Origin of the sequence: Sphingomonas kaistensis (assembly GCF_036884275.1) — a bacterium.
GTDB classification, from domain to species: Bacteria; Pseudomonadota; Alphaproteobacteria; order Sphingomonadales; family Sphingomonadaceae; genus Sphingomicrobium; species Sphingomicrobium kaistense_A.
The window spans coordinates 1538101-1559303 of sequence record NZ_CP145607.1 but is presented as its reverse complement, the minus strand read 5'-3'; the positions used below and the strand labels follow the sequence as shown (position 1 = coordinate 1559303).

The window sequence follows — 21203 nt, the reverse complement described above, 5'->3', positions numbered from 1 at the left end:
GACATCCTCACAGGCCAAGCCTGCGAAGCGACTTGGCGAATGGCACCTTTGCTGCCCCCTTGCGCGGCGGTGCTGCAACCTCTGCAATCTCGGTGCCCAGACCGGCGGCCTGGACGAAGAATTGCCCCAGTTCGCTATCGTCGGGCATTTGCTCGACATAGGCATAGCCGCGTGAGCGACGACGCTCCATTTCCGCATCATCGTTCAACAGATGCTGACAAGCGTCAGCGAGGCTTTCGGGCGTTCCGTCACAATAGGTCACGAAGGCATCGCCGCCGAAGTTGAGTTCGGAGAATTTGATCCGGGTATCGACCACGTTGACCCCGCAGGCGATCATTTCATACCCAAGCTGACTTGGATTTGTCGGCGAGAAACAAATGCCGACTTTTGCCCGGTGATATAGCTTGGCGAGATCGGAAAGATTGTCGAACGAGCCAAAGTTTTCGACCGCAATACCGATGTCGTCATATTCCTTTTCGCCGAAAAGGCCGATGGAAATGCCCGGCATTCGCGATTTCAGCTCGATCAGCGCCTCGACAATGATGTCAAAGCAACGGCGATCCTGTCCCGGGCGGGCGAATACCAGGACATCCACGTCGCGCGTCCCCTCCGAGGACGGGGGCGCATAGACGGTGTGATCCACGGTGAATGGCAACGCCTTTGCCTCGACACCCAATTCGTCGTGGATCTTCGCCTGCACCCAAAGTCCGTAGCAGATGATCTCATAATTGAGGCGGTAGGAAACCAGCGCGCGCAGATAGTCAGAACCGACCGGATGAAACATCGGCTCGTAGTCCTGGACGAAATTGATAATCCGTCCGGCAAATTCTACCTTTCGAAAGTCGTAAGTCGTCTTCCACTGGGTGCAAATGACGTCATTGTGGGCGTCCACTTCTCCGGCGAAGATAGCAATTTCCGCGTCGAGATGACCGAAGAGGCGACCCAAGTCTGCCCCGATCCGCGCCGGCGAACGGTTGGAATAGAAATAAAGCTTCAGGCTGAAGCCCAACTCCTCGAGCGCCTGACAAACAGTGAAAATCTTGCGATGACCTCCAGACGGACCTGAGAAGTCTGGTAAGATCACTCCGATATCCGCTGGACCGGAAGCGACGCGCTGTGGTTCTGAACCCTTAGAGCTCTTGGTTCCGATAAATTGCTCGTAAACTTCGATGGCAGTTTCAGCGGCGAAGCGCTGCGAGTAATTGACGCGCACCCCATGAAAGGCGTGGACGGCCCGATTAAGCATGATCGGGTAATTATTGTATATGTTCTTGAACGAATTGAGCCAGTCTTCCGTGGTTGTTGCAAGATCGGCAAGCCGCCCGTTTTCCGAAGCTTCGGTGAAGGTCTGAGTGGACGAGGCAATCACCGGACAACCGGCCAAGGATGCCTCGAAGAATTTGAGCTCGCTCTTCGCTTCGCAGAACGGGTTTCCGACCTCGAGCGGCGCGATGATGAGATCGCAGCTGAATTGATCGCGGATCATGGCATCGTGCGGCATCAGACCGACCCGCGTCACGCGCGGAAGATCACCGACCTTATGGACATGCTGCCAATATTCGAGCTCGGGATACTCGCTAAGGTCGAATTCACCCACCAGCCGGAAGACGACGTCCGGCATTTCACGCATGAACTCGATCAGTGCCGGGGCAACGACGCGGAAATCGGCCTGGTGCGTTCGCGTTCCGGAATAATAGCCGATGACAAAGGGCGCTGGCCGGCCCTTGCGGCGATATCCGACGTTCTCGAAGAACGCGATATTGTCGGCACTGATGGCGTTTGGGATGCGGAACGCCGGCTTGCCCATCTGGCGCATACGATCGACCAGGAAACTGGTGGTCGTCGTGCAAAGATCGGCATCCAGGATGAAGTCCCGGTAGGCGTTGACGCCTGCCAGAAAGGCGACCTTGGAGCTTTCGCTAAGATATTTGAAGCCATCGATGAAGGGAATCACGCTCTCGTCGAAAACAAGATCGTCGATGTCGTAGACGATTACCGAACCGAGACCGCGCATCTTCTGCACGAATTCAGGGTACGGTGACCAGAACGGCGCTCGGTGGATGACAACCAATCGCGGCCGGAGATCGCGTTCCAACAACGTGAACATGTCTTCGCCGTTCTCGCACTGCACCTTCCAGCCTTCGTCGCGAAGGCCGTTTGCAATGCGATGGACGCGATAAGGCGTGGAGGAAGTTCCATTGGTGCCGTCGATGAACAACGCATCAAGCGTGAACCTGGAACTATCATCAGTCTCACGAGGACCGACCGGACGACGGCCCAGCTTTTGACCAATCCACAGAAAGTGCTCGAGCGGGTCCATGCCCGACAGCGCTACGTCAGGGTACGCTTCGAGATAATATTGAGGATCGAACTGGGCCAACGAAGAAAATTTCTTTCGGCCCGCGCCACTTGCCACGCTCATTTACTCAACAATCCAGCTTTAAAAGGTTCGCGTCCGACCTTCGTTGATCCCATGACGACAATAATGCTCTAGCGCATCGAGACCGGCGGCTTCGACGTCCGGATACTTGTCGTAATAAGCGCGATGATCAAACAGATTGGCAGCGCGTAGGTCGCGATTAATCCTCTCGGCACGCCACGACGCCGGCATCAAACTCCACCAGGCAGGTTGATGAGCGAGCAGAGTACGGACTTGGTCGTTCCACTCCACATACTCCTGCAGCTCGGCAAGGCGTGCTTCGTGTTCCCGCAACAAGCCGGTCAGGATGCCCAGCTCGCGAAAGCGCTCATCCATCGCCCCTTCGGCGACTTCGGCGCGACTTTCGGCCCGATGAAGCCTATCATTCAGCGCCGGCACCTCGTGGTCCCAACGACTCCGATAGGAAGCGGCCTCGGCCTGATACGTCAGCATCTCGTTCCGAAGCTGATCATAAGATTCTCGCAGGCCTTCTAGCTGCTCATTCTGTCCTTTGAGCCGCGCCTCGGTCTGATCCATGAGCTTGAGGGTCGCAGAAAGCTCGTCATCGACCCTTGCCAGGCGACTGCGCAAGCGTTCGGCATCGGTCTCGCTATCAGAGAAAGCTCTCTTTGCTCGAATGAGTTCGTCGCGTGTTTGCTGGATTTCTTCCTGCCGCTGAAGAAGTTCGCTGTCCCTCGAAGCCAGAGCGGCGCGGACGGCGTCGAACTCGGCGAGCTTCTGCTCGAGATCGGCGATCCGCGTCGTCGAGGCAGTCTCCTGCTCGCGCAAGCCCTGGATAGTGGCGCCAAGCTCGTCGATTTCGCGCGTCTTGTCCTCGACCGTCGAGCGAAGTTCGGAAACGCGCCCTTCGGCTTCCGCGACCTTCTCGGACGCTTGCACGAGGAGGATGCGATCTTCTGTCTCATCCCGCGGGCGCATAATGGTTTCGGCGCGCCACGTGATGACGTTGAAGCTTGGCACATGCTCATGCAGAAAGGTCGCAGGCTGCAGCTTGGTGATGCGCCCTTTGCGGAAAACAGCGACGAAATCGTTCCAGATGTCGTTTTGACGCTCGGCGACGAAGCTTTCGATCAGCGTAACATGATGACCCTGCGAATTGGCCCATCGCGCCAGCGCCTTGCCCGCGCCCGGATAAAAGCGCCAATTGTCCTCGGGATATCCGTGCACGACGCCGTTTGACGGCACGTTGATATAAATAAAACCGCCATCCTTGGTCGCGCGACACATTTCCAGGAACGTCACCCAGAAGGAGGGGTCATGCTCGAAAACGGAGGTCGCGAAGACGAAATCGAACGACCCATCCTCGACCGGGAATGGGTGGGCGGGTTGGACAACAAGGTCGACGCCGTCGCCCTCCTCCATGTCGATCCCCACATAATGAGTGCCCGGAAGCGCACGACTGCGAAGCGAGCCATTGAACGCCTGCGACCCGATCTCAAGAACAGACGCCTTGGCCAGGTCGACATAGATGTCCATCGCAAGAGCGCCGATCTGAAAGGCAGTATCGTGCATTTGTCATCCTGATGGAAAAGGGGTCATCCAGCCGCGATACGACGGCGACGGTCGTCATGATTTCTGACCGCGCAATCGCCTATTCCAGACTTTCTCGTCAAGCCGTTGGCATTCCAACGGACCTTTTTCGAGAATCAGAGTGGCATCTCGGATAATCCTGAGATCGAAGCGACTTGCAAATCGGTCGCGAAGATGGATTTTCGCCGCGACAGCAAAAGCGCCCGTAATTAGGCCCCCGACCGAGCATCCGTCCCGACCATCACTCTCACCGCCCGCGCGACGTTCTCGAGCGTATAGGGCTTCTGAACGATGATCTGATTGCGGTGCTCCATCGGCAATTGCGCCTGCTCGCCATAGCCCGTCGCGAACAGGAACGGGATGCCGAGCTCCAGCAATCGATCCGCCACCGGGAAACTGTTGCGATCACCAAGATTGATGTCGAGCATGGCGATGGCCGGGCGGCGGGCGTCGATGGCGTCCAGCGCGACGTCGACCGTGGCGGCCGTGGTGATGTTCTCCGCGCCCAGACGTTGCAGGACGTCTTCCGCATCCAGCGCGATGATCAGGCTGTCTTCGACCAGGAGAACGTCCATGCCCGTCAACATTTTCTCGGGCGGCTCGGTCGGGTGGCCGATCGACGGCCTTGGATAGCGAATGGGCGCTCCTGCAATCGTCTTCGGCTGCTCCGACACATGGCGGGCGGGGATGCGGAACGAGGCCGACACCCCTTCCGGCGCATAATCGACGCTGGCGGACCCACCGAGATCGTAAGGAACTGACTTGCTGATGATGGTGGTCCCGAACCCCTTGCGCGTCGGCGGCGACACTGGCGGACCGCCGCGCTCTTGCCAGGTCAGGACCAGATCGCCGGAATCGTTGCGATCCCACTCGATCGAAACCTGCCCGTCAGCGGACAAGCTGCCATATTTGGTCGAATTGGTGATCAGCTCGTGCAGCACCAACGCCATCGTCGAAAAGGCCTGCGGGTTGAGCATGACCGGCTCCCCCGACACCATAATCCGTTCGACCGGCTCGATATAGGCGCGTGCTTCGGCATCGATCAGGGCACGCAAGGGCGCCGGGCCCCAGTGATCGTCCGTGATCTGGTTGTGCGCTCTGGCAAGGGCGTGAATGCGCCCATCGACCAGCGACACGAATTCTTTGACCGCCGGGTCGGAAGGCTGCGACTGGCGAATGAGCCCGCGGATCACGCCAAGGATATTGCGAACCCGGTGATTGAGCTCGGCAATCAGCAGCTCTTGCCGGGCGCTGGCCCGCTGCCTTTCCGCCGAGGCATCGTCGGCAAGCCTCAGCACGACCTCGATCAGCGTGGCGCGGAGGGTTTCGGCGACGCGTACTTCGGATGGTGAAAAGGGCTGCGAGCGTCCGCGCACGAGCTCCTTCCACTCGGCAAAGCTTTCGCGCGGAGTCAGGCGCGGGCCGTTGGGACCGAATTCGACGGGCTTGTGGGGATCGCCAGCCCAGCGGACCGAACGGACGAGTTCGGAGCGGAACAGCACGACATAATCGCGCGGCGCACGCGAAATCGGAATGGCGAGAAGCCCTGCCGCGAGGGACGAAAACTCCTCCGCCCCCTCGACCAGCGAGGAGATATGATCGGTCGCATAGACCTTGCCCGAAGCGGTTCCGTTGAGCGCCCGAACGATCCGCCGGAAATCGTCGCCTTCCGGCGTCATGCCCGAAAACGCGAAGCTTCCGTTGATCCACACGCCGACGCCGTCCGCCGGAATGGCGCTGGTCAGGATGTCGCCCAGCCAATCCGGATCCTTGAGCAAAGTCTCGTCCGATGCGACGGCGCCCAGCAGTTGATCGGAGATATCGCGGGCGCGCCGCTCGTACAGAACGGTCGCCTGCCGTTCGAAGCTTTCGAGACGCATCGAAAACATCTGCGCGAACAGCTCGGTGATCGAACGCCGCTCGAACGACGGGCAGCGCGGCGAATAATGGTGGCATGCGAACAGGCCCCACAGTTTGCCGTCGACCAGAATCGAAATCGACAGGGAGGCATCGACCCCCATGTTCTTGAGATATTCGATATGGATCGGCGACACCGATCGAAGCGTCGACAGGGACAGGTCGAGCGGCGTGCCATGCTCATCGAGCGTCGGCACGATGGGCACCGCTTCAGCATTGACGTCAGCAATCACGCGAAGAAGATTGCGTTCGTACAGCTTGCGGGCCTGAACGGGAATGTCGCTTGCCGGATAGCGAAGGCCGTGAAACTTGCCGATGCCGCCGCGAACCGCTTCGGCCACGACTTCGCCCGAGCCATCGGGCGCAAACCGGTAGACCATGACCCGGTCGAAACCGATCAGCGCCCGGACCTGCCGCGCCCCTTCCCGGAAGAATGTCTGGATGTCGGCACATTGATCGAGTCTGGAGATCATCGAGCGCACGGTGCCACTGGCATCGCTCTGCTCACCCGACGAGGGCTCGCACTCGATCACCACCTGACCGTTGGAAAAATGGATCGAAATGTCGAACGGCTTGCCGCCTTCCCGCAGGACGCAGCCGAACATCCGCTCGGTAGCGTCGGGGCCGCGAAGCATCGCCGTCCGGTTGCGCAGATCGTGGACGACTTTGGCCGACAGGAATGCGGACAGCGGTTCGCCGATGAGCTGTTCGGGCGTGTACCCCAGATAATCGCCGACATTCGCCGATGCGCGCGCCACCATCCAGTCCGCCGACAGCGCGAGCAGAAAGCCGATGGGCTGGATCGCGCCGAGGATGTGGATCGGTTCGCGATCGCAGTTGGTCAGGTCGACCCGGTCTTGGTTAAGCAATGTCAGGCTTCCTTCTGACAATCATCTGCTGTCTGCTTGGCTCAAAAAGGAAAGGTTTTGTGCGGCATCGGCTGCGATGGTTTCTCGCCGCAGCAGCCGAGCGAATTTCATTGGTGGCGCACGTCTTCCAGTGGAAAGGGTTGCGCTGGATAATTGATCGGCCCGACGGCGCAAGGCAACGCATCCTCACACCGAAAGTCGGACACTTACAAGACGATAGCGGCCCCGGATGCAAGCAGGAATGGCCGTCAGCAGCCGCCCGAAGCCGGCCGATCATCACCCGCAGGCCCTCGTCGGTCGAACAAACCACAGCCAGCGACCCGCCATCCGCCATGAACATTCGATCAGTAAAGATCAGCGAATTGCCCGGTTAGAATTTCAACCCACCTGGATCCCATAAGAACGCCATCGCTGACGCTTTCCTAAGCCTCCTAAGCCAACCAATGGCCTTGATTGAAGCCTCCGATAACTCCCGCTTGGCCGAATCCAACAATGTCGATCCTGCCGTCATTGTTGATGTCGGCAAGCTCACGGTGGAATATGTCGTCGCTTGTCCAGCCTTGGTTGGCGCCGAAATTCAGGATGTCCAACGACGACGCCGAGAAGGTCCCGTTCGCCTTGCCATAAGCGACGTAAGTGCCGGCGATGCCGAACCCGACGACGTCCGCGAAGCCATCGCCATTCACGTCTGCGACGGTGCGCGTAAAGCTGTCCTGGCTTGTCCAGCCCTGGTTCCGGCCGAAGTCGCTCGCCGCGAACTTGACCGTTTCAAAGGTCCCATCGCCCTTCGACAAGGCGAGCAGCGCGCCCGCGAAGCCGAAGCCGATGATATCGTCTTTGCCGTCGCCGTTGACGTCCGCGACGGTGCGATGGAATGAATTGTCGCTGCTCCAGCCCTGGTCGACGCCGAAGTCGATGATGCCGTACTTGGCGGCCTGGAACGTGCCGTCTCCGTTGCCGAGTGCAACAAGCGTACCGGCATAGCCGAAGCCGATGAGGTCGGCCTTGCCGTCGCCGTTCACGTCGCCGGTGGTTCGCGCAAAGCCGTTCTGCGAGGCCCATCCCTGGTCGATGCCGAAATTGGCGATGCCCGTAATCGGACCGGCAAAGGTGCCGTCGGCCCTGGCGAGGGACACCAGCGTCCCGGCATAACCGAAGCCGACGATATCGGCGCGGCCGTCGCCGTTCACATCGACCATTTCGCGGTGAAATTGATTGTCGCTGGTCCAGCCTGACGCTTGGCCGAAGTCCGCCAGAACCACGGCCGCCCCGGAGAAGCTGCCGTTGGCCGATCCGAAGGACACTAGGATGCCGCTCTGGCCGAACCCGACGATGTCGCTGAACCCATCGCCGTTCACATCCGCGATGTGGCGAGGATAAAGGTTCTGGCTCGACCAGCCGCCAGCGCCGACCGCGAAATTGTTGACGAGGATTCCGCTTCCACTTGCAAACTGGGTCGATAGCGTCAGTTCGACGCCGCCGCTCGCAGCCGCTTTCAAGGTCAAAGGACCGTTGAGGGCGGCGCCGAAAGCAAGGCTTCCGCCGGTGAAGCTCAGAAGGTTGCCGACAAGCGAAAACCGGAAGGCAGTGGGATTGGCATCGGTCAAGACGATCGTATCCGACCGCGCGAAATCGGCGATCGTGTCCCCGTTCAGATTGACCACCCGATCGCTGAAAATGTCCGCGCCGTCGCCGCCGACCAGCGTGTCGGCCCCCACCCCGCCGCTGAGGAAGTCGGCCCCGGCACCGCCAAGCAAGGTGTCGTCGCCCGCGCCGCCCTCGATGACGTCGTTACCTGCCCCGCCGTCCAGCCGGTTGGCGACATCGTTGCCGGAGATGCGATCAAAGCCGCTTCCCCCGATCGCATTCTCGATGATGGTGCCGATCGCAATCGACACATTCCCGACGCTTCCGCCGATGTTGGAAAAATTTCCGGATCGCAGGTCGATCGACTGGTTTGCCGAAAAGCCCGAATAATCGAGCGTATCGGCGCCGCCGCTATCGATGATGGTGTAGCTACCGGAACTGTATTTCGTCGCATCGAACACCGCGCGTCCGGCGGTGGAATTGAACCCGTAGACGGTGTCGCCAAGCCGGGTCGATGTCGGCATGCCGTAGAGCAGCGCCATGGCGGCGATATCCGCCACTTGCGGCGTCATGACATAATTGAACGTGAAACTGAAATCGCGATAATAAGAATTCTCGCGTTGATCGAAGTACGACATGATGGTCACGGGCCAACCGTCGTTCAGATAATCGGCATCGACGCTGTAGGACGCGGTTTCATTATAATCGCCGGCGTGCCCAAGCCCCAGCGCATGGCCGATCTCGTGCAGATACGTCTGGAAGGCATAGCTATTGAGGTTGCCGCTGCTTCCCGAAATCCAGCTAGTGCTGATGTTGATGGTCGCCGACTGAATGCGGCCGAACGAGTAGGTGGTCCCAGTGAAGGCACCCTCTTCACTGTCGTCGAACTTGATCCCGAAGGTTCCGCCGCTTCCCGGCATGTCGACGAAGCGGATGCCGGTGACATCCGCCCAAAGATCGAAGGCGGCCCGGGCGTGCGCCTGTCCGCTTGGAGTCAGCGCCGAGACATCAAACCAGATGGTCCGCGCGCCGGTTGAAAGATCCCAGGCGCGCTTGCTTCCGCCCCAGTAACCGAACGCCAGATAATTGGCGATCCGATCCACGCTCCAGACGGTCGAGGTGGGAGAAATGCTAAGGGTGTCTGCCGACCCGGATTGCAGATACATGGGCTCCGATGCCGCGCCATTGAATTCGAACACCGCTTCACACTCCCCGATCACCCCCGGGCGCGGCAGGCGATTGACAGCCAACGCGACCGGTCCCGGTCAAACCTAATCCCGCGGTCCTAACGCGCCATTTCTTACCGCAGATGAATTGCTAAGTCATTGACCGGGTATGAAAGAGTTCCACGGAGGCGCAATCCCATGGCGTTGCCTGCGAGCGGACCTCGCAAGTCCACAGGTTGTGCACCTTCGGCGAGGCGTTTATCCTCCCGAAATAGCAGTTTTTCGCCCTTCGGACCGAAAGAGCGCCACCGTACGATCCAACGGCTGAGGGAACGCGCAGCCTTTCCGTCGGTTCGGGGTCGATGACCATTACAGTTCCCAAAGAGGTCCTCGTCGTCGAGGACGAGCCATTCGTCAGAATGGTCGCCGCCGACGCGCTGACCGAGCGTGGGATCATGGCCTGGGAGGCAGGGGACGCCGGCGAGGCGCTTCAAGTCCTTTCCGAGCATCCGAACATCGGCCTCGTTTTCACCGACGTGAACATGCCGGGCGACATGGACGGGCTCGGCTTGGCGCACGAGGTCAATCGTCTCCGCCCGGACGTCTGCCTGATCGTCACGTCAGGCGCGGTCTCCGTGGCAGACGAAGAACTGCCCGATAGCGGCAGGTTCCTGCCCAAGCCCTATCCGACCGGGAGGCTGGTCCAGATCGTCGAAGAACAGCTCGACGGCCCCTTCCACGAGAAAGGCGGCTAAACCGTCTTCATAGCGGGTCACCCATTCGCCTTGGCTGTCAGCCGCCCCCGCTTCAGATCATCCAGTGGCCTAGATTGGATCCTGCCAGAACGCTGGTCGAACCAAAGCCGACGATATCGATTGTGCCGTCGTTGTTGATGTCGGCAAGCTCGCGATGAAAGCTGTTATCGCTCGTCCAACCCTGATTGGCGCCAAAGTCTGCCATATCGAAACGGGCGGCCGAGAAGCCCCCGTTGTCGAGGCCATAGGCGACATAGGTGCCGGCAATGCCGAAGCCCACAACATCGGCCTTGCCGTCCCCGTTTACGTCGGCGACGGCCCGGGCGTATTTGTCCTGGCTTGACCAGCCTTGGTTCTGGCCGAAGTTATTGACCGCAAGCGTCGGCGCAGCGAACGTGCCGTCGCCCTTGGACAAGGCGACTAGCGCACCGGCGTAGCCGAACCCGATGATGTCGTCGAAGCCATCGCCGTTGACGTCGGCGACCGTGCGATGAAACCCGTTGTCGCTGGTCCAGCCTTGATTGACACCGAAGTCGTTGAGGCCAAGCTTCGCAGCCGCAAAAGTGCCGTCACCCTTGCCCAGCGCGACATAGGTCCCGGCGGTGCCGAAGCCGATGATATCGGCCTTGCCGTCGCCGTTCACATCGCCAGTGAAGCGGGCGAAGTTGTCCTGCGATGACCAGCCATTGCCGGGGTTGAAATTGGCGATCCCGAGGATCGGGCCGGCAAAGGTGCCATCGGCCTTGGCAAGCGATACCAAGGTTCCCGCAATACCGAAGCCGACGATGTCGGCCCGGCCGTCGCCGTTGACGTCGGCAAGTTCGCGATGGAACAGATTGTCGCTCGACCAGCCCGACGCCTGCCCGAAGTCGGCCAGGATCACCGCGGCACCCGTGAAGCTGCCGCTGGCCGAACCGTACGAAACCAGCATGCCCGATTGCCCGAACCCGACGATGTCGTTGAACCCGTCGCCGTTCACGTCCGCGATGTGACGCGGATACTTATCCTGGCTCGACCAGCCGTGAACCTTCAGGAAGTTATCGATTCCTAGCTTGCCGGGATCGGAGAATTGCCGGCCCGACGTATTGATCGTCAGTTCGACCCCGCCCTCGGCCGCGGCGCGGGCATAGAGCTTGGCACCGGTCGCCAGTCCGCTCAGCGTCAGCGACGCGCCGCCAAAGGTCAGGGTGCTCCCGCTCAGCGAGAATTGGAAGCCGGCAAGCGTCGCATCCTTGATGACGATCCGATCCTCTGCCGAAAAATCGGTGATGGTGTCGCCGTTGAGACCGGCCCGCGTATCGATGAAGCTGTCCTTGCCGGCGCCGCCGATCAGGATGTCGCTGCCGCCGTTGCCGGTCAGAACGTCGTTGCCATCGCCGCCGTCCAGCCTGTCCGCGCCGCCGATCCAGTCGGGATCGACCCGCAGAGTGATCGCCTGATTATCGTCGAGCCCGAACGCCCCGTCGCCGACCAGGACGTCGTTACCGCCCCCGCCGATCAGGACGTCGTTCCCCTGCCCGCCCGCCAGAACATTGGCATTGCCGTCGCCCGTCAGGCGATCGTTGCCGTACCAGCCGCCGAGGTTCTCGATGCTGGTAAGGGTCCAGTTGCCGATACCGGTGGCCTGGGCGGAGCCCTGCGCCAGAAGGCTGACCGTCACCCCCGCATTGGTGTAGCTCGGCGCAAAGGCCAGATCGAGGATATCGACCGTGTCCGTCCCGCTGCCGCCGTCGATGAACTTGTCGCCAAGCCCGACGGTGAAATAGTCGTTGCCGCCGTTGCCGGACAGCCGGTCGGTCCCGCTGAAGGTCCAGAACCAGTTTCCGACATCATTCCCGATCAGCGTGTCGTCGCCATGCGTTGCGGTGATGTGCTCGATGCTGATCAGGGTATCGACGCCTTGCGTGCCGGTATTCTGCGGACCCGACATGCGCAGGTCTACCGTGACACCGGGTCCGCCGTTCAGGAAATAGCTGACCCGGTCGTTGCCCAGTCCGCCATCGTAAAGGTCGTTGCCGAACGGGCCGTAATTGCCCGAGAATTCCGACAGGAGATCGTGTCCCGCGCCGCCGTTGAGCTTGTCGTTGCCAAGACCGCCGCGGAGGATGTCGTTGCCCGCGCCGCCGGTGAGGATGTCGTCTCCGGCCTCCCCGCTGATCTCCACCACGCCCGGCGGACTGATGGTGTCGGGACCATCCGTTCCAAGATAGGACGTGCGTCCCGTGGCACGGAAATCGAAGCCGCTGATATTCTCGGGAACGAGCGCGTCAATGCCGACATTCTCGAGCACGAGCACCGTGCGGAAGACGCTGATCGAGGCGTCGAGCTGGGGATCAAACTCTTGGACCTGGATCTGCAGGACCACGTCCGAACCGCGCTGCGCAAGCCGCAGCCAGCCCGTGGAAAACGGATTGGTCGACGGGTCCCACGACCCGTTCGCGCCAGTGATATGGTCCTTCAGGAAGCCGAGCAGGTCGAGGCGGTCGCCGCCGGCGCCGGCCTCGAAATCGGTGATGTTGATCGCGTGAAAGAATGAGCTGCCGAACTCGCTGTCGTCATCGACGCGGCCTTGCGACCAATCGAGGTCGGTCGAACTCAGCAGCGATACGGTATCCGACCCGCTACCAAGCCGCACGCTGACCGTCGCCTGCGAACGATATTCGTAACGGTCGGCGTTGATCTTGACCACGTCGTCGCCGGCACCGGCATCGATGCTGACCTGCCCGCCGCCATCGACCGCGATCGTGTCATTGCCCTCGCCGCCGATCAGGCTGGCGATCACATAAGCGTTCTTGGGGGCATCGAGCCGGATGCTGTCGTTCCCTGCCCCGCCATCGAGCACCAGAGAGCGCGGAATGGCCAGAATCTCGTCTTGGGTGAAGTCGATGACCCGTAGCTGGTCGTCGCCGTCTTCGCCGTACAGGCTGTCATCGCCGCCGAGGCGATCGAGCAGCACGTCGTTGCCGGAACCGCCATACAGCGTGTCGTCGCCGAAATCGCCGTCAAGCCGGTCGGCCCCGTCGCCGCCAAGCAACCTGTCGTTGCCGGCGCCCCCGCTCAGCACATCGTCGCCGCTGCCGCCATTCAGGATGTCATCGCCGGACAGGCCGACGAGAACGTCGTTGCCGCTGGTCCCGGTAATCTCCTGACCCGCGACCGAAGCACCCGTGGGATCGAACCCGGCAAGATTGAAAGCGACGAGATCGACCTTCGCGACATTCTCGAAGGTGATCACGGTCTTGAAGATGCCGACACGCTCCCGGATGTCGAAGTCATATTCCTCGACGAGCACTTCTAGGCGGGTGTCGGGGCCATCCTGCACCAGTCGCAGAAAACCGGTCTCAAACGGATTGGTCGCTGGATCCCAGTCTCCATTCCAGCCGGTTACATGGTCCTTGAGAAAGCCGAGCAGATCGAGACGATCGCCCCCCGCCCCCGGGGTGAAATCCGAGACCAGCATCGCCTGAAACACCGTCCCACCAAACTCGCTCTCGGTATCGACGAGGCCGTTGGACCAGTCGATGTCGGTCGAACTCAGCAGCGACAGCGTATCGCGGCCTGCGCCGAGACGAATGCTGTACTGCGCCTGCGGCAGGTATTGGTTTGCATCGGCATTGACTTTGACGACGTCGTCGCCGGCACCGGCATCGATGCCGACCTGGCCGCCGCCATCGACTGCGATCAGGTCGTTGCCCTCGCCGCCGACGATGCTGGCGGTGAGATTGGGGTTGTAGCGAGCGTCCAGGCGAATGCCGTCATTGCCGGCGCCGCCGTCGAGCACCAGCGAGCGCGGGGCGGCGTTGAATTCATCCTCGGTGAAATCAATGATGTGCAGGCGATCGTCGCCATCTTCGCCGTAGAGCCGGTCATTGCCGCCGAGGCGATCGATCAGGACATCGTTACCGGCACCGCCAAAAAGCTGGTCGTCGCCAAAGTCGCCGTCGAGCCGGTCGTCACCGGCGCCGCCGCGCAAAATGTCGTTGCCGGCGCCGCCGCTCAGTACGTCGGCACCGTCGCCGCCGGTGAGGACGTCGTCTCCGGACAGCCCGACAAGCATATCGGCACCTGCCGTACCCGTGAACGATTGCCCAGGGCTCGGCGCTCCGCTCGGATCGTACCCGGCCAGATTGAAAGCGGTCAGACTGGACTTCAGGACGTTTTCAAAAGTGACGATGGTCTTGAAGACGCTGACGAAGCCTTGAGCGGACGTATCGTATTCGTCGGCCAGAAGCTGCAGCACCGTATTTGCGCCGCTCTGCACCAGCCGCAGCTTACCGGTCGCAAACGGGTTGGTCGAGGGATCCCAGGAGCCGCTCACGCTGCTCGCGTGATCCTTCAGGAAGCCGAGCAGGTCGAGGCGGTCGCCGCCGGCCCCGGGGGCGAAATCGACGATGTTGATCGCGTGAAAGAAAGAGCTGCCGAACTCGCTGTCGTCGTCGACGCGGCCGTTCGACCGGTCGAGATCGGTCGAACTCAGCAGGGACACGGTATCCGACCCGCTGCCCAGCCGCACCGTATAGGTCGCGGCCGGGCGAAATTCGTAGCGGTCGGCGTTGATCTTGACCACGTCGTTGCCGGCACCGACATCGATGCTGACCCGACCGCCGCCATCGACCGCGATCACGTCATTGCCCTCGCCGCCGATCAGCGTTGCGGTCACATAAGGATTCTGGGCTGCATCGAGGCTGATGCTGTCGTTCCCCGCCCCGCCATCAAGCATCACGGAACGGGGGGTCGCAAAGAAATCGTCTTCGGTCAGGTCGACGACCTGAAGCTGGTCGTCGCCTTCCTCCCCGTACAGCTTGTCGTCGCCGCCCAGACGGTCGATCAGGACGTCGTTGCCGGAACCGCCATACAGCGTATCGTTGCCGAAATCGCCGTCGAGCCGGTCGGCCCCGTCGCCGCCCATCAAGGTGTCGTTGCCCGAGCCCCCGCTCAGCAGATCATCGCCGCTGCCGCCATTCAGAACGTCAGCCTCAGACCGCCCCACCAACTTCGTCATGCCACGCCCACTCCACGCCAAGCCCAAGCCCAGATGCAGAGAGTGGCAGGTTATGCTTAATTATTCGATAAGGCGTCCGGACATTGCGCTCGCGAGCCACAGCACTGTTCGATTGAAATAGCCGAGCGCGTTTTTGATGGCATCTCCGCAGTCGAAATTCGCTTGCGGAGATGTAGCCATAGTGAATTGGCAGTAAGGGCGACCCGCTTATTCGATAAAAATAGGCTGGGTCGCCCTGCTGTTTATCAGATCAACCAGTGCCCTTGATTGTAGCCGGCAAGAACGCCCGAGGTTCCGAAGCCAACAATGTCGATGGTGCCGTCACCATTGATGTCGGCAAGGTCGTGATGGAAAATGTTGTCGTTGGTCCAGCCCTGATTGGCGCCAAAGTCGTTGAGGTCGAACCGGGCGGCCGAGAAGCCCCCATTGTCGAGGCCATAGGCGACAAAGGTGCCGGCAATGCCGAAGCCCACGACATCGGCCTTTCCGTCCCCATTTACGTCGGCGACGGCGCGGGCAAAGTTGTTCTGGCTCGACCAGCCCTGGTTCTGGCCGAAGTTGTTGACCGCAAGCGTCGGCGCCGAAAACGTCCCGTCGCCCTTCGACAAGGCGACCAGCGCACCGGCGTACCCAAATCCGATAATGTCGTCGAAGCCATCGCCGTTGACGTCGGCGACCGTGCGATGAAACCCGTTGTCGCTGGTCCAGCCTTGATTGACGCCGAAGTCGTTCAGGCCAAGCTTCGCGGCCGCAAAGGTGCCGTCGCCGTTGCCAAGCGCGACATAGGTGCCGGCGGTGCCGAAGCCGATGATATCGGCCTTGCCGTCGCCATTCACGTCACCGGTAGCGCGGGCAAAGCTGTCCTGCGATGACCAGCCGTTGTTGGGGTTGAAGTTCGCGATCCCCAGGATCGGATTGGTAAATGACCCGTCAGCCCGGGCGAAGGACACAAGCGTGCCCGCGATGCCAAAGCCGACAATGTCTGCCCGACCGTCACCGTTGACGTCGGCAAGTTCGCGATGGAACTGATTGTCACTCGACCAGCCCGACGCCTGCCCAAAATCGGCAAACACCAGTCTGGCGCCCGTAAAACTGCCACTGGCCGATCCGAACGACACCAGCACGCCCGACTGCCCAAAACCGACGATATCCTGGAAGCCGTCACCGTTCACATCCGCAATGTGACGCGGGTACTTGTCCTGGCTCGACCAACCGCCAGCACCGACCGCGAAATCGTTGACGAGAATGCTGCCGGTCGCAGTAAACTGCGAGGTGAAGATGCTAAGCGCGACGCCGCCACCTTGGACAGCATTCACGACCAGCGGAACGTTCAACGTCGATCCGAGCGTCAGACTTCCACCAGTAAAGTTCAGTGTGGTGCCGCTGACATTGCCTCTGAAGTTGCCATAGGTCGCATCCGACACGATGATGCGATCGCCGACATTGAAGTCGGCAATAAGGTCGCCATTCAGTCCGGCTGCGGAGTCGAAGAAAGTATCATTACCGTCCCCGCCTTCGAGCCGGTCTACGCCCAGGCCACCGGTGATCGTGTCGTTTCCGGCGAAGCCGGTAAGCTTGTCGTTATTAACTGAACCAACGACCGTGTCGCTGCCAGCGAATGCAGTCGCAAAAAGGCCGAGTTCATCGGTATTGGAAGGCGTTGCCACGGCGTCGTACACGGCCGACGCGCCGATGTTGACTCCTGCCGTGTACCAGTAGAGCCGCTGGCTGCTTGTCTCGACCACACCAACGAAGTTCACCGTACCCGACACAAGGCGGCCGGACGCATCCAGCGCCAGATTTGATCCGAGAATAACCAACTCGGTACCGTTCGAACTCTGAATCTTGAACTGGTCTTGGTAAGTAACGCCCGCGAACCTGGCTTGGGCATCCTTGGTTAGCTGGCTACTTACGGAAGTACGAAGATAAAGATTGAGATCGAGTGAAGAAATATCGAACTGCTCAAACGCTACTAGCCTAGACATATACTTCACTCCTAGAATGACTTGGCAAATATTGCACGGGCCGCAAGAGAATGCCGACTATGATGGGATTTGAGCGCTCGTCGCGCACGACCATCGAAACGATAGGCCTGACCGACCCCTCGCACACCGCAGTCATTAAATCCTCATGCTCCTCGCCCGCATAACCCCATGAAACGTCTACCAAACGCGAAGGTTCACGGCCTGAAAAATTGTCCGACAGGTGTCCCAAAACGAGCACAGATACCCTTCAGTCGGCTTCAATCTCGTAGCGCCAGTGATCTGTTCCGCGACGGTTGCGCGATATAGGGAGCTTGCCGAACCTTAAGGAACGCGCCCGAACAGGCTGATGGTCAGAAATTTGCCGTGTGTCTCGCTTTTCACCAGGAGTTGGCCCACGCCCTTGGCAGACAGCAGGTCGATCACGCGCGACAAGGAATAGTTGTTCATCTGCATGGCCGGCGCGTTCCAGGCGCGGCCCGCGAGCACATTCTGCGCCACCTTGACGCCCGGCACGTTGGCGCTGGCCCACCACAATGCCCGCGAACGGCGCCTGTCTGTTCGCGTGGAAAGGTGGAGGTGAAAGCCGCCACCGGGGGCGACGCGGCTGACCAAAGCATCGATCAGACGCATTCCGCGCGCGACCGGAACGTGCTGGAGCACCATCGCGGAATTCACGAAATCGAACCTTCCGCGAACATTCGAAAGATGATCGTCGGCGAGGGCGAGGTCTACGTTGAGGGCTGCGTTCGCGTCGCAATTGACCTCGGCCTCCGCGAGCATCGCCGGCGACACGTCGACACCGACGACCTGCGTGAACTCCTTCGCCAGCGGCAAGGTGAGACGGCCGACCCCGCACCCATGATCTAGCGCGCTTCCTCGCGCCAGCGGACCGAAATGCGCCTCGAACACAGACAGCATCGCGTCCACCTGCGCGCGTCCGCTTTCAAAGAAGATCGAACGGTGATCCTGCAACTGGCTTCGTGAGAACCGGGGGTCGGCAAGAACACCGAAATACGGATCCAGCTGCCCCCAACGATCCCACATCCGGTCGGTATTGATCACCGCCATCTGCCTTCGGGCGTTCGCGGACACGCCATCATCGTCAAGCGTCCATTCGCTCGATCATGCCTTCAATCAGCGTTTCCACCGCCGACTCGCTGGCAAGGCCACCCCGCACGAGGCAGCGATCGACCAGTACCTTGCGGAAGGCATCGTACAGCCCTTCGTCGGGCGCCGATGGATGCGACCAGAACGCGTCAACATGCCCGCAGTGGGTCAAACCTTCCATCTTGTAGATTGCGCCGCCAATGGCACACACCGGTTTGCCATGCGCCAAAGCCAGCGTCGCCGACGTGCTGTTGACGCAGATGAGACCGGTGGTCTCAGCCGCCATTTCATCGAGATCGCCGCCGTCGATGAAATGAACCCGCGACTCGACCTGCAAACGCTTGGCCAGCCTGCGGATGAAACCGCCCCAATCGAAAAAGCTGCTGTCCAGCGGGTGCCGCTTGATCAGCAGATGAGCATCCCCCGGCGCGTGCAAGGCAAAGCTCTCCAGCACATAGGCCGCTGCGCCCTGCATGTCGGCGAAGGGTGAGTGCGCGCGGATCTGGAAGTCCCCGGAAAGCTGCAAGGGAAACAGAAAGACCTTCTGCCCCCTCAAGCCCTGCCAGACCTTTTCCGCCTGCTCCTCCCGGCTCTTCTGCCGGTTGAGGCGCCATAGCCAGCCGAGCCCGTCCACGATGATCGAGCCCGGTCGATGCGATCGGTAATGCGGGTAGCGCAGAAGGCCGGTGACCACGTGATGATAATACCAGTAGCTGTCGCGCGCCCGGCGTTTGAAGCTCGCCCCCACGGGCGGCAAGGGCGGTTCCTCCTCCAGCCGCGCGGCTTCCTTGAAGAACCACTCCTTGGTCCCGCGCAGGGACGAGCGCGCGTTCACGCCGTCCAACTCGAACGTCATCCAGTGCGGCCTGAGATAACCTTCCTCGAGGACAAAGGTGCGCACCCCGCGCAGCTTGGCGATACCGTGCGCCTTGATGTGATAGGGCCGGCAGTCCCCGAACAGGAGCAGGTCGGTGATCGACTGCTCGCGCAGAAGCCTGTCGATGAAGGTCGGCCATTCGGAAAAGGTGCCGCGATAGTCGATCGCTCCCTCGGGCCAGTCGAGCCGATCGCCCCCGCCAAGGTTCACCCGGCACACGCGATGCCCCCTTTCCCGCAACGCCTCGCCGACGCGCAGAAACAGGGGCCCCGGCGGGCCTTGAAGAAACAGAAAGGAGCGGAGGTTGTCGGTCACGAGGCGAGGGTGCGGCGAAGGTGGCGGTTTAACCAGCCTTGCAGGCGGCGGGCAAGCACCAACGCGCTTCGGCTTCCAGATCCGCGCTGCACCATGTCCCCCATTCGCGAAATCACCACCTCGGCCGAACACGGCAGATTGGTCACCGGGTCGCTATAGCGGGGATAAAGGAGAAGAGCCGCCGCCGCGAGTTCGCTCAGCGAACGGCGTGCGGTTCGCCGCTCGGGCACGGCGCCGAGATCGGTCGTCAGCCCCCAGCCGGCGTAAAACGGCACGCCATGGGTTACCACGGCCTTGCCCCGCAGCAGCGCTTCGAAACCGGCCAGCGAGCTATTGACGTGCACCTCGTCGACCAAATCGATCCAGGATGAAATCGTCCCTTCCCTGACGATTTCGTCGGCAATCGTCAGGGCGACAGAATCGGGAACCGCACCCTTTCGGTGCCCTGCCTCCACATCGGGGTGCGGCTTGAACAGAATGTAGGCCTCGGGCCGCGCCGCTCGCACCCGCTTCAGCAGTTCGAGATTGGTGAGCGGCGGCCCTGTGACCGACAGCACCGCGCGATCGTCCTCGACCTGCGCCGGCACCAGCACGTGCGGCCGCGGCGATCGACGCGCAAGCTGCTGATGACCCACATCATATTTGCTGAGCCCCAGCGCCCTGATCCGGTCCAGCAGCGCCTCGACCTCTTGCAGGAGGTCCGGCGAGAAGTCGGTTTCCTCGAGTATCCGCTCCAGCCGGCTTGGCGACCGGCCGTCGAAATAGATGCCCTCGTCATCGACGACGATCGATTGCGGCGGCACGCAATTGGCGCCGAGCCCGGCCGAGCGGATGAAGCCGTCCTCGACCTCGACCAACTTCACCCCCACTTCGGCAAGCTGGGCCAGGCGATCGGACGATGTACGCGAGCGCCAGACCGCTACCGACTGGCCCGCGCGAAGCTCGGCCGGGTCACGATCGAATTGATACCCTGCCCGACCATTCCACAACAGCGCTTCCGTGGTGCTGCGCTTCCAGCCGGCAAAGCCGTAGACCGCGGCGATCGGGCGGTTGGCATCGATAAGCTGTCGCCATTCCCCGCAAAGGCTTATCGCTTCCGACCACGCCATCGGCTCACCCGTAAACGGATTAAGCGGCAAAGTCGGTTCGAGAGCTTTGCGCAACAGCGCGCGCAATTCTTCGCGAGCCAGAAGCCGGGCAGCCTGCCCATCATCGGGAAAGCGAACCGGCACCTCCAGAAGCCCGGCAATCAATCGCAGCGGATCGCCGCCCTCACACGCGATCTCGGTCGCGTTAGCCAGCATGTGCCACGGATCGACCTTATTCCGGGCCGAGGCAATTTCGGAAGGCCCCAAGGCGACCTTCTGCACGTCAAGGCCGGGCTGCGCGCCCCAATACAGGCCGCCTACCCTCTTCTCCCGAAGAAGCGCGAGCAGTTCATCGGCCTCATCGTCATCGAGATTGGTTGCGGTCGTCGACGCTTCGAAATTGTCTATCCGCCGCCGAGGAAAGGGCGGGATCGACAGAAAAGGACGCACGGCATCGCCGCGGCGTGCCCCGCTCACGCGCACCGCGGCAGGCTGTCGAAACATGCACCCCTCACGAAAATCACCCGCGTCCTGACCTCGATCGTCGGCAAGCGGCGATCATAGC

Annotated in this window: 10 protein-coding genes; 1 reads left to right on the top strand and 9 read right to left on the bottom strand. The window is 61.2% G+C overall.

Translation table 11 applies throughout. From position 1 onward, the window contains the following. Nucleotides 1-7 precede the first annotated feature (7 nt). The 4 genes from V6R86_RS07655 to V6R86_RS07640 form a co-directional block, all read right to left on the bottom strand. Nucleotides 8-2380, bottom strand: coding sequence for a hypothetical protein (locus V6R86_RS07655; RefSeq protein ID WP_338503396.1), 2373 nt, complete (start codon nt 2378-2380; stop codon nt 8-10). 60 nt (nt 2381-2440) lie between these two features. After that, on the bottom strand, nt 2441-3952 hold the full coding sequence (locus V6R86_RS07650; protein ID WP_338503394.1) for a methyltransferase domain-containing protein: 1512 nt from the start codon (nt 3950-3952) through the stop codon (nt 2441-2443). 227 nt (nt 3953-4179) lie between these two features. Further along, a complete protein-coding gene (locus tag V6R86_RS07645; RefSeq protein WP_338503392.1) occupies nt 4180-6756 on the bottom strand; it encodes an HWE histidine kinase domain-containing protein in 2577 nt (858 codons plus the stop codon). A gap of 431 nt (nt 6757-7187) precedes the next feature. After that, complete coding sequence (locus V6R86_RS07640; protein ID WP_338503390.1) at nt 7188-9509, bottom strand: FG-GAP-like repeat-containing protein; 2322 nt, start codon at nt 9507-9509, stop codon at nt 7188-7190. Between the two features lie 362 nt (nt 9510-9871). Here V6R86_RS07640 and V6R86_RS07635 point away from each other — a divergent pair, with 362 nt between their 5' ends. Beyond that, a complete protein-coding gene (locus V6R86_RS07635; RefSeq protein WP_338503389.1) occupies nt 9872-10264 on the top strand; it encodes a response regulator in 393 nt (130 codons plus the stop codon). Between the two features lie 52 nt (nt 10265-10316). Here V6R86_RS07635 and V6R86_RS07630 read toward each other — a convergent pair whose 3' ends face one another. From V6R86_RS07630 to V6R86_RS07610, 5 genes are all read right to left on the bottom strand, one after another. Continuing rightward, nucleotides 10317-15266 (bottom strand): FG-GAP-like repeat-containing protein, encoded by a 4950-nt coding sequence (locus V6R86_RS07630; protein ID WP_338503387.1) that lies wholly within the window; start codon nt 15264-15266, stop codon nt 10317-10319. 245 nt (nt 15267-15511) lie between these two features. Further along, nucleotides 15512-17251, bottom strand: coding sequence for an FG-GAP-like repeat-containing protein (locus tag V6R86_RS07625; protein WP_338503385.1), 1740 nt, complete (start codon nt 17249-17251; stop codon nt 15512-15514). A gap of 321 nt (nt 17252-17572) precedes the next feature. Further along, nucleotides 17573-18313 (bottom strand): class I SAM-dependent methyltransferase, encoded by a 741-nt coding sequence (locus tag V6R86_RS07620; protein WP_338503383.1) that lies wholly within the window; start codon nt 18311-18313, stop codon nt 17573-17575. Between the two features lie 40 nt (nt 18314-18353). Then, nucleotides 18354-19550: a capsular biosynthesis protein gene (locus tag V6R86_RS07615; protein ID WP_338505449.1), complete on the bottom strand. Its 1197-nt coding sequence runs from the start codon at nt 19548-19550 to the stop codon at nt 18354-18356. Beyond that, on the bottom strand, nt 19547-21142 hold the full coding sequence (locus tag V6R86_RS07610) for a hypothetical protein (protein ID WP_338503381.1): 1596 nt from the start codon (nt 21140-21142) through the stop codon (nt 19547-19549). The genes V6R86_RS07615 and V6R86_RS07610 overlap by 4 nt, the downstream gene beginning before the upstream one ends. Nucleotides 21143-21203 lie beyond the last annotated feature (61 nt).

What these genes read in the sequence shown, in the direction of transcription:
- V6R86_RS07650 (WP_338503394.1), bottom strand. Translation starts at nt 3,952, where the DNA reads ATGCACGATACTGCCTTTCAGATCGGCGCTCTTGCGATGGACATCTAT.
- V6R86_RS07630 (WP_338503387.1), bottom strand. Translation starts at nt 15,266, where the DNA reads ATGACGAAGTTGGTGGGGCGGTCTGAGGCTGACGTTCTGAATGGCGGC.
- V6R86_RS07625 (WP_338503385.1), bottom strand. Translation starts at nt 17,251, where the DNA reads ATGTCTAGGCTAGTAGCGTTTGAGCAGTTCGATATTTCTTCACTCGAT.
- V6R86_RS07610 (WP_338503381.1), bottom strand. Translation starts at nt 21,142, where the DNA reads ATGTTTCGACAGCCTGCCGCGGTGCGCGTGAGCGGGGCACGCCGCGGC.
- V6R86_RS07640 (WP_338503390.1), bottom strand. Translation starts at nt 9,509, where the DNA reads ATGTATCTGCAATCCGGGTCGGCAGACACCCTTAGCATTTCTCCCACC.
- V6R86_RS07635 (WP_338503389.1), top strand. Translation starts at nt 9,872, where the DNA reads ATGACCATTACAGTTCCCAAAGAGGTCCTCGTCGTCGAGGACGAGCCA.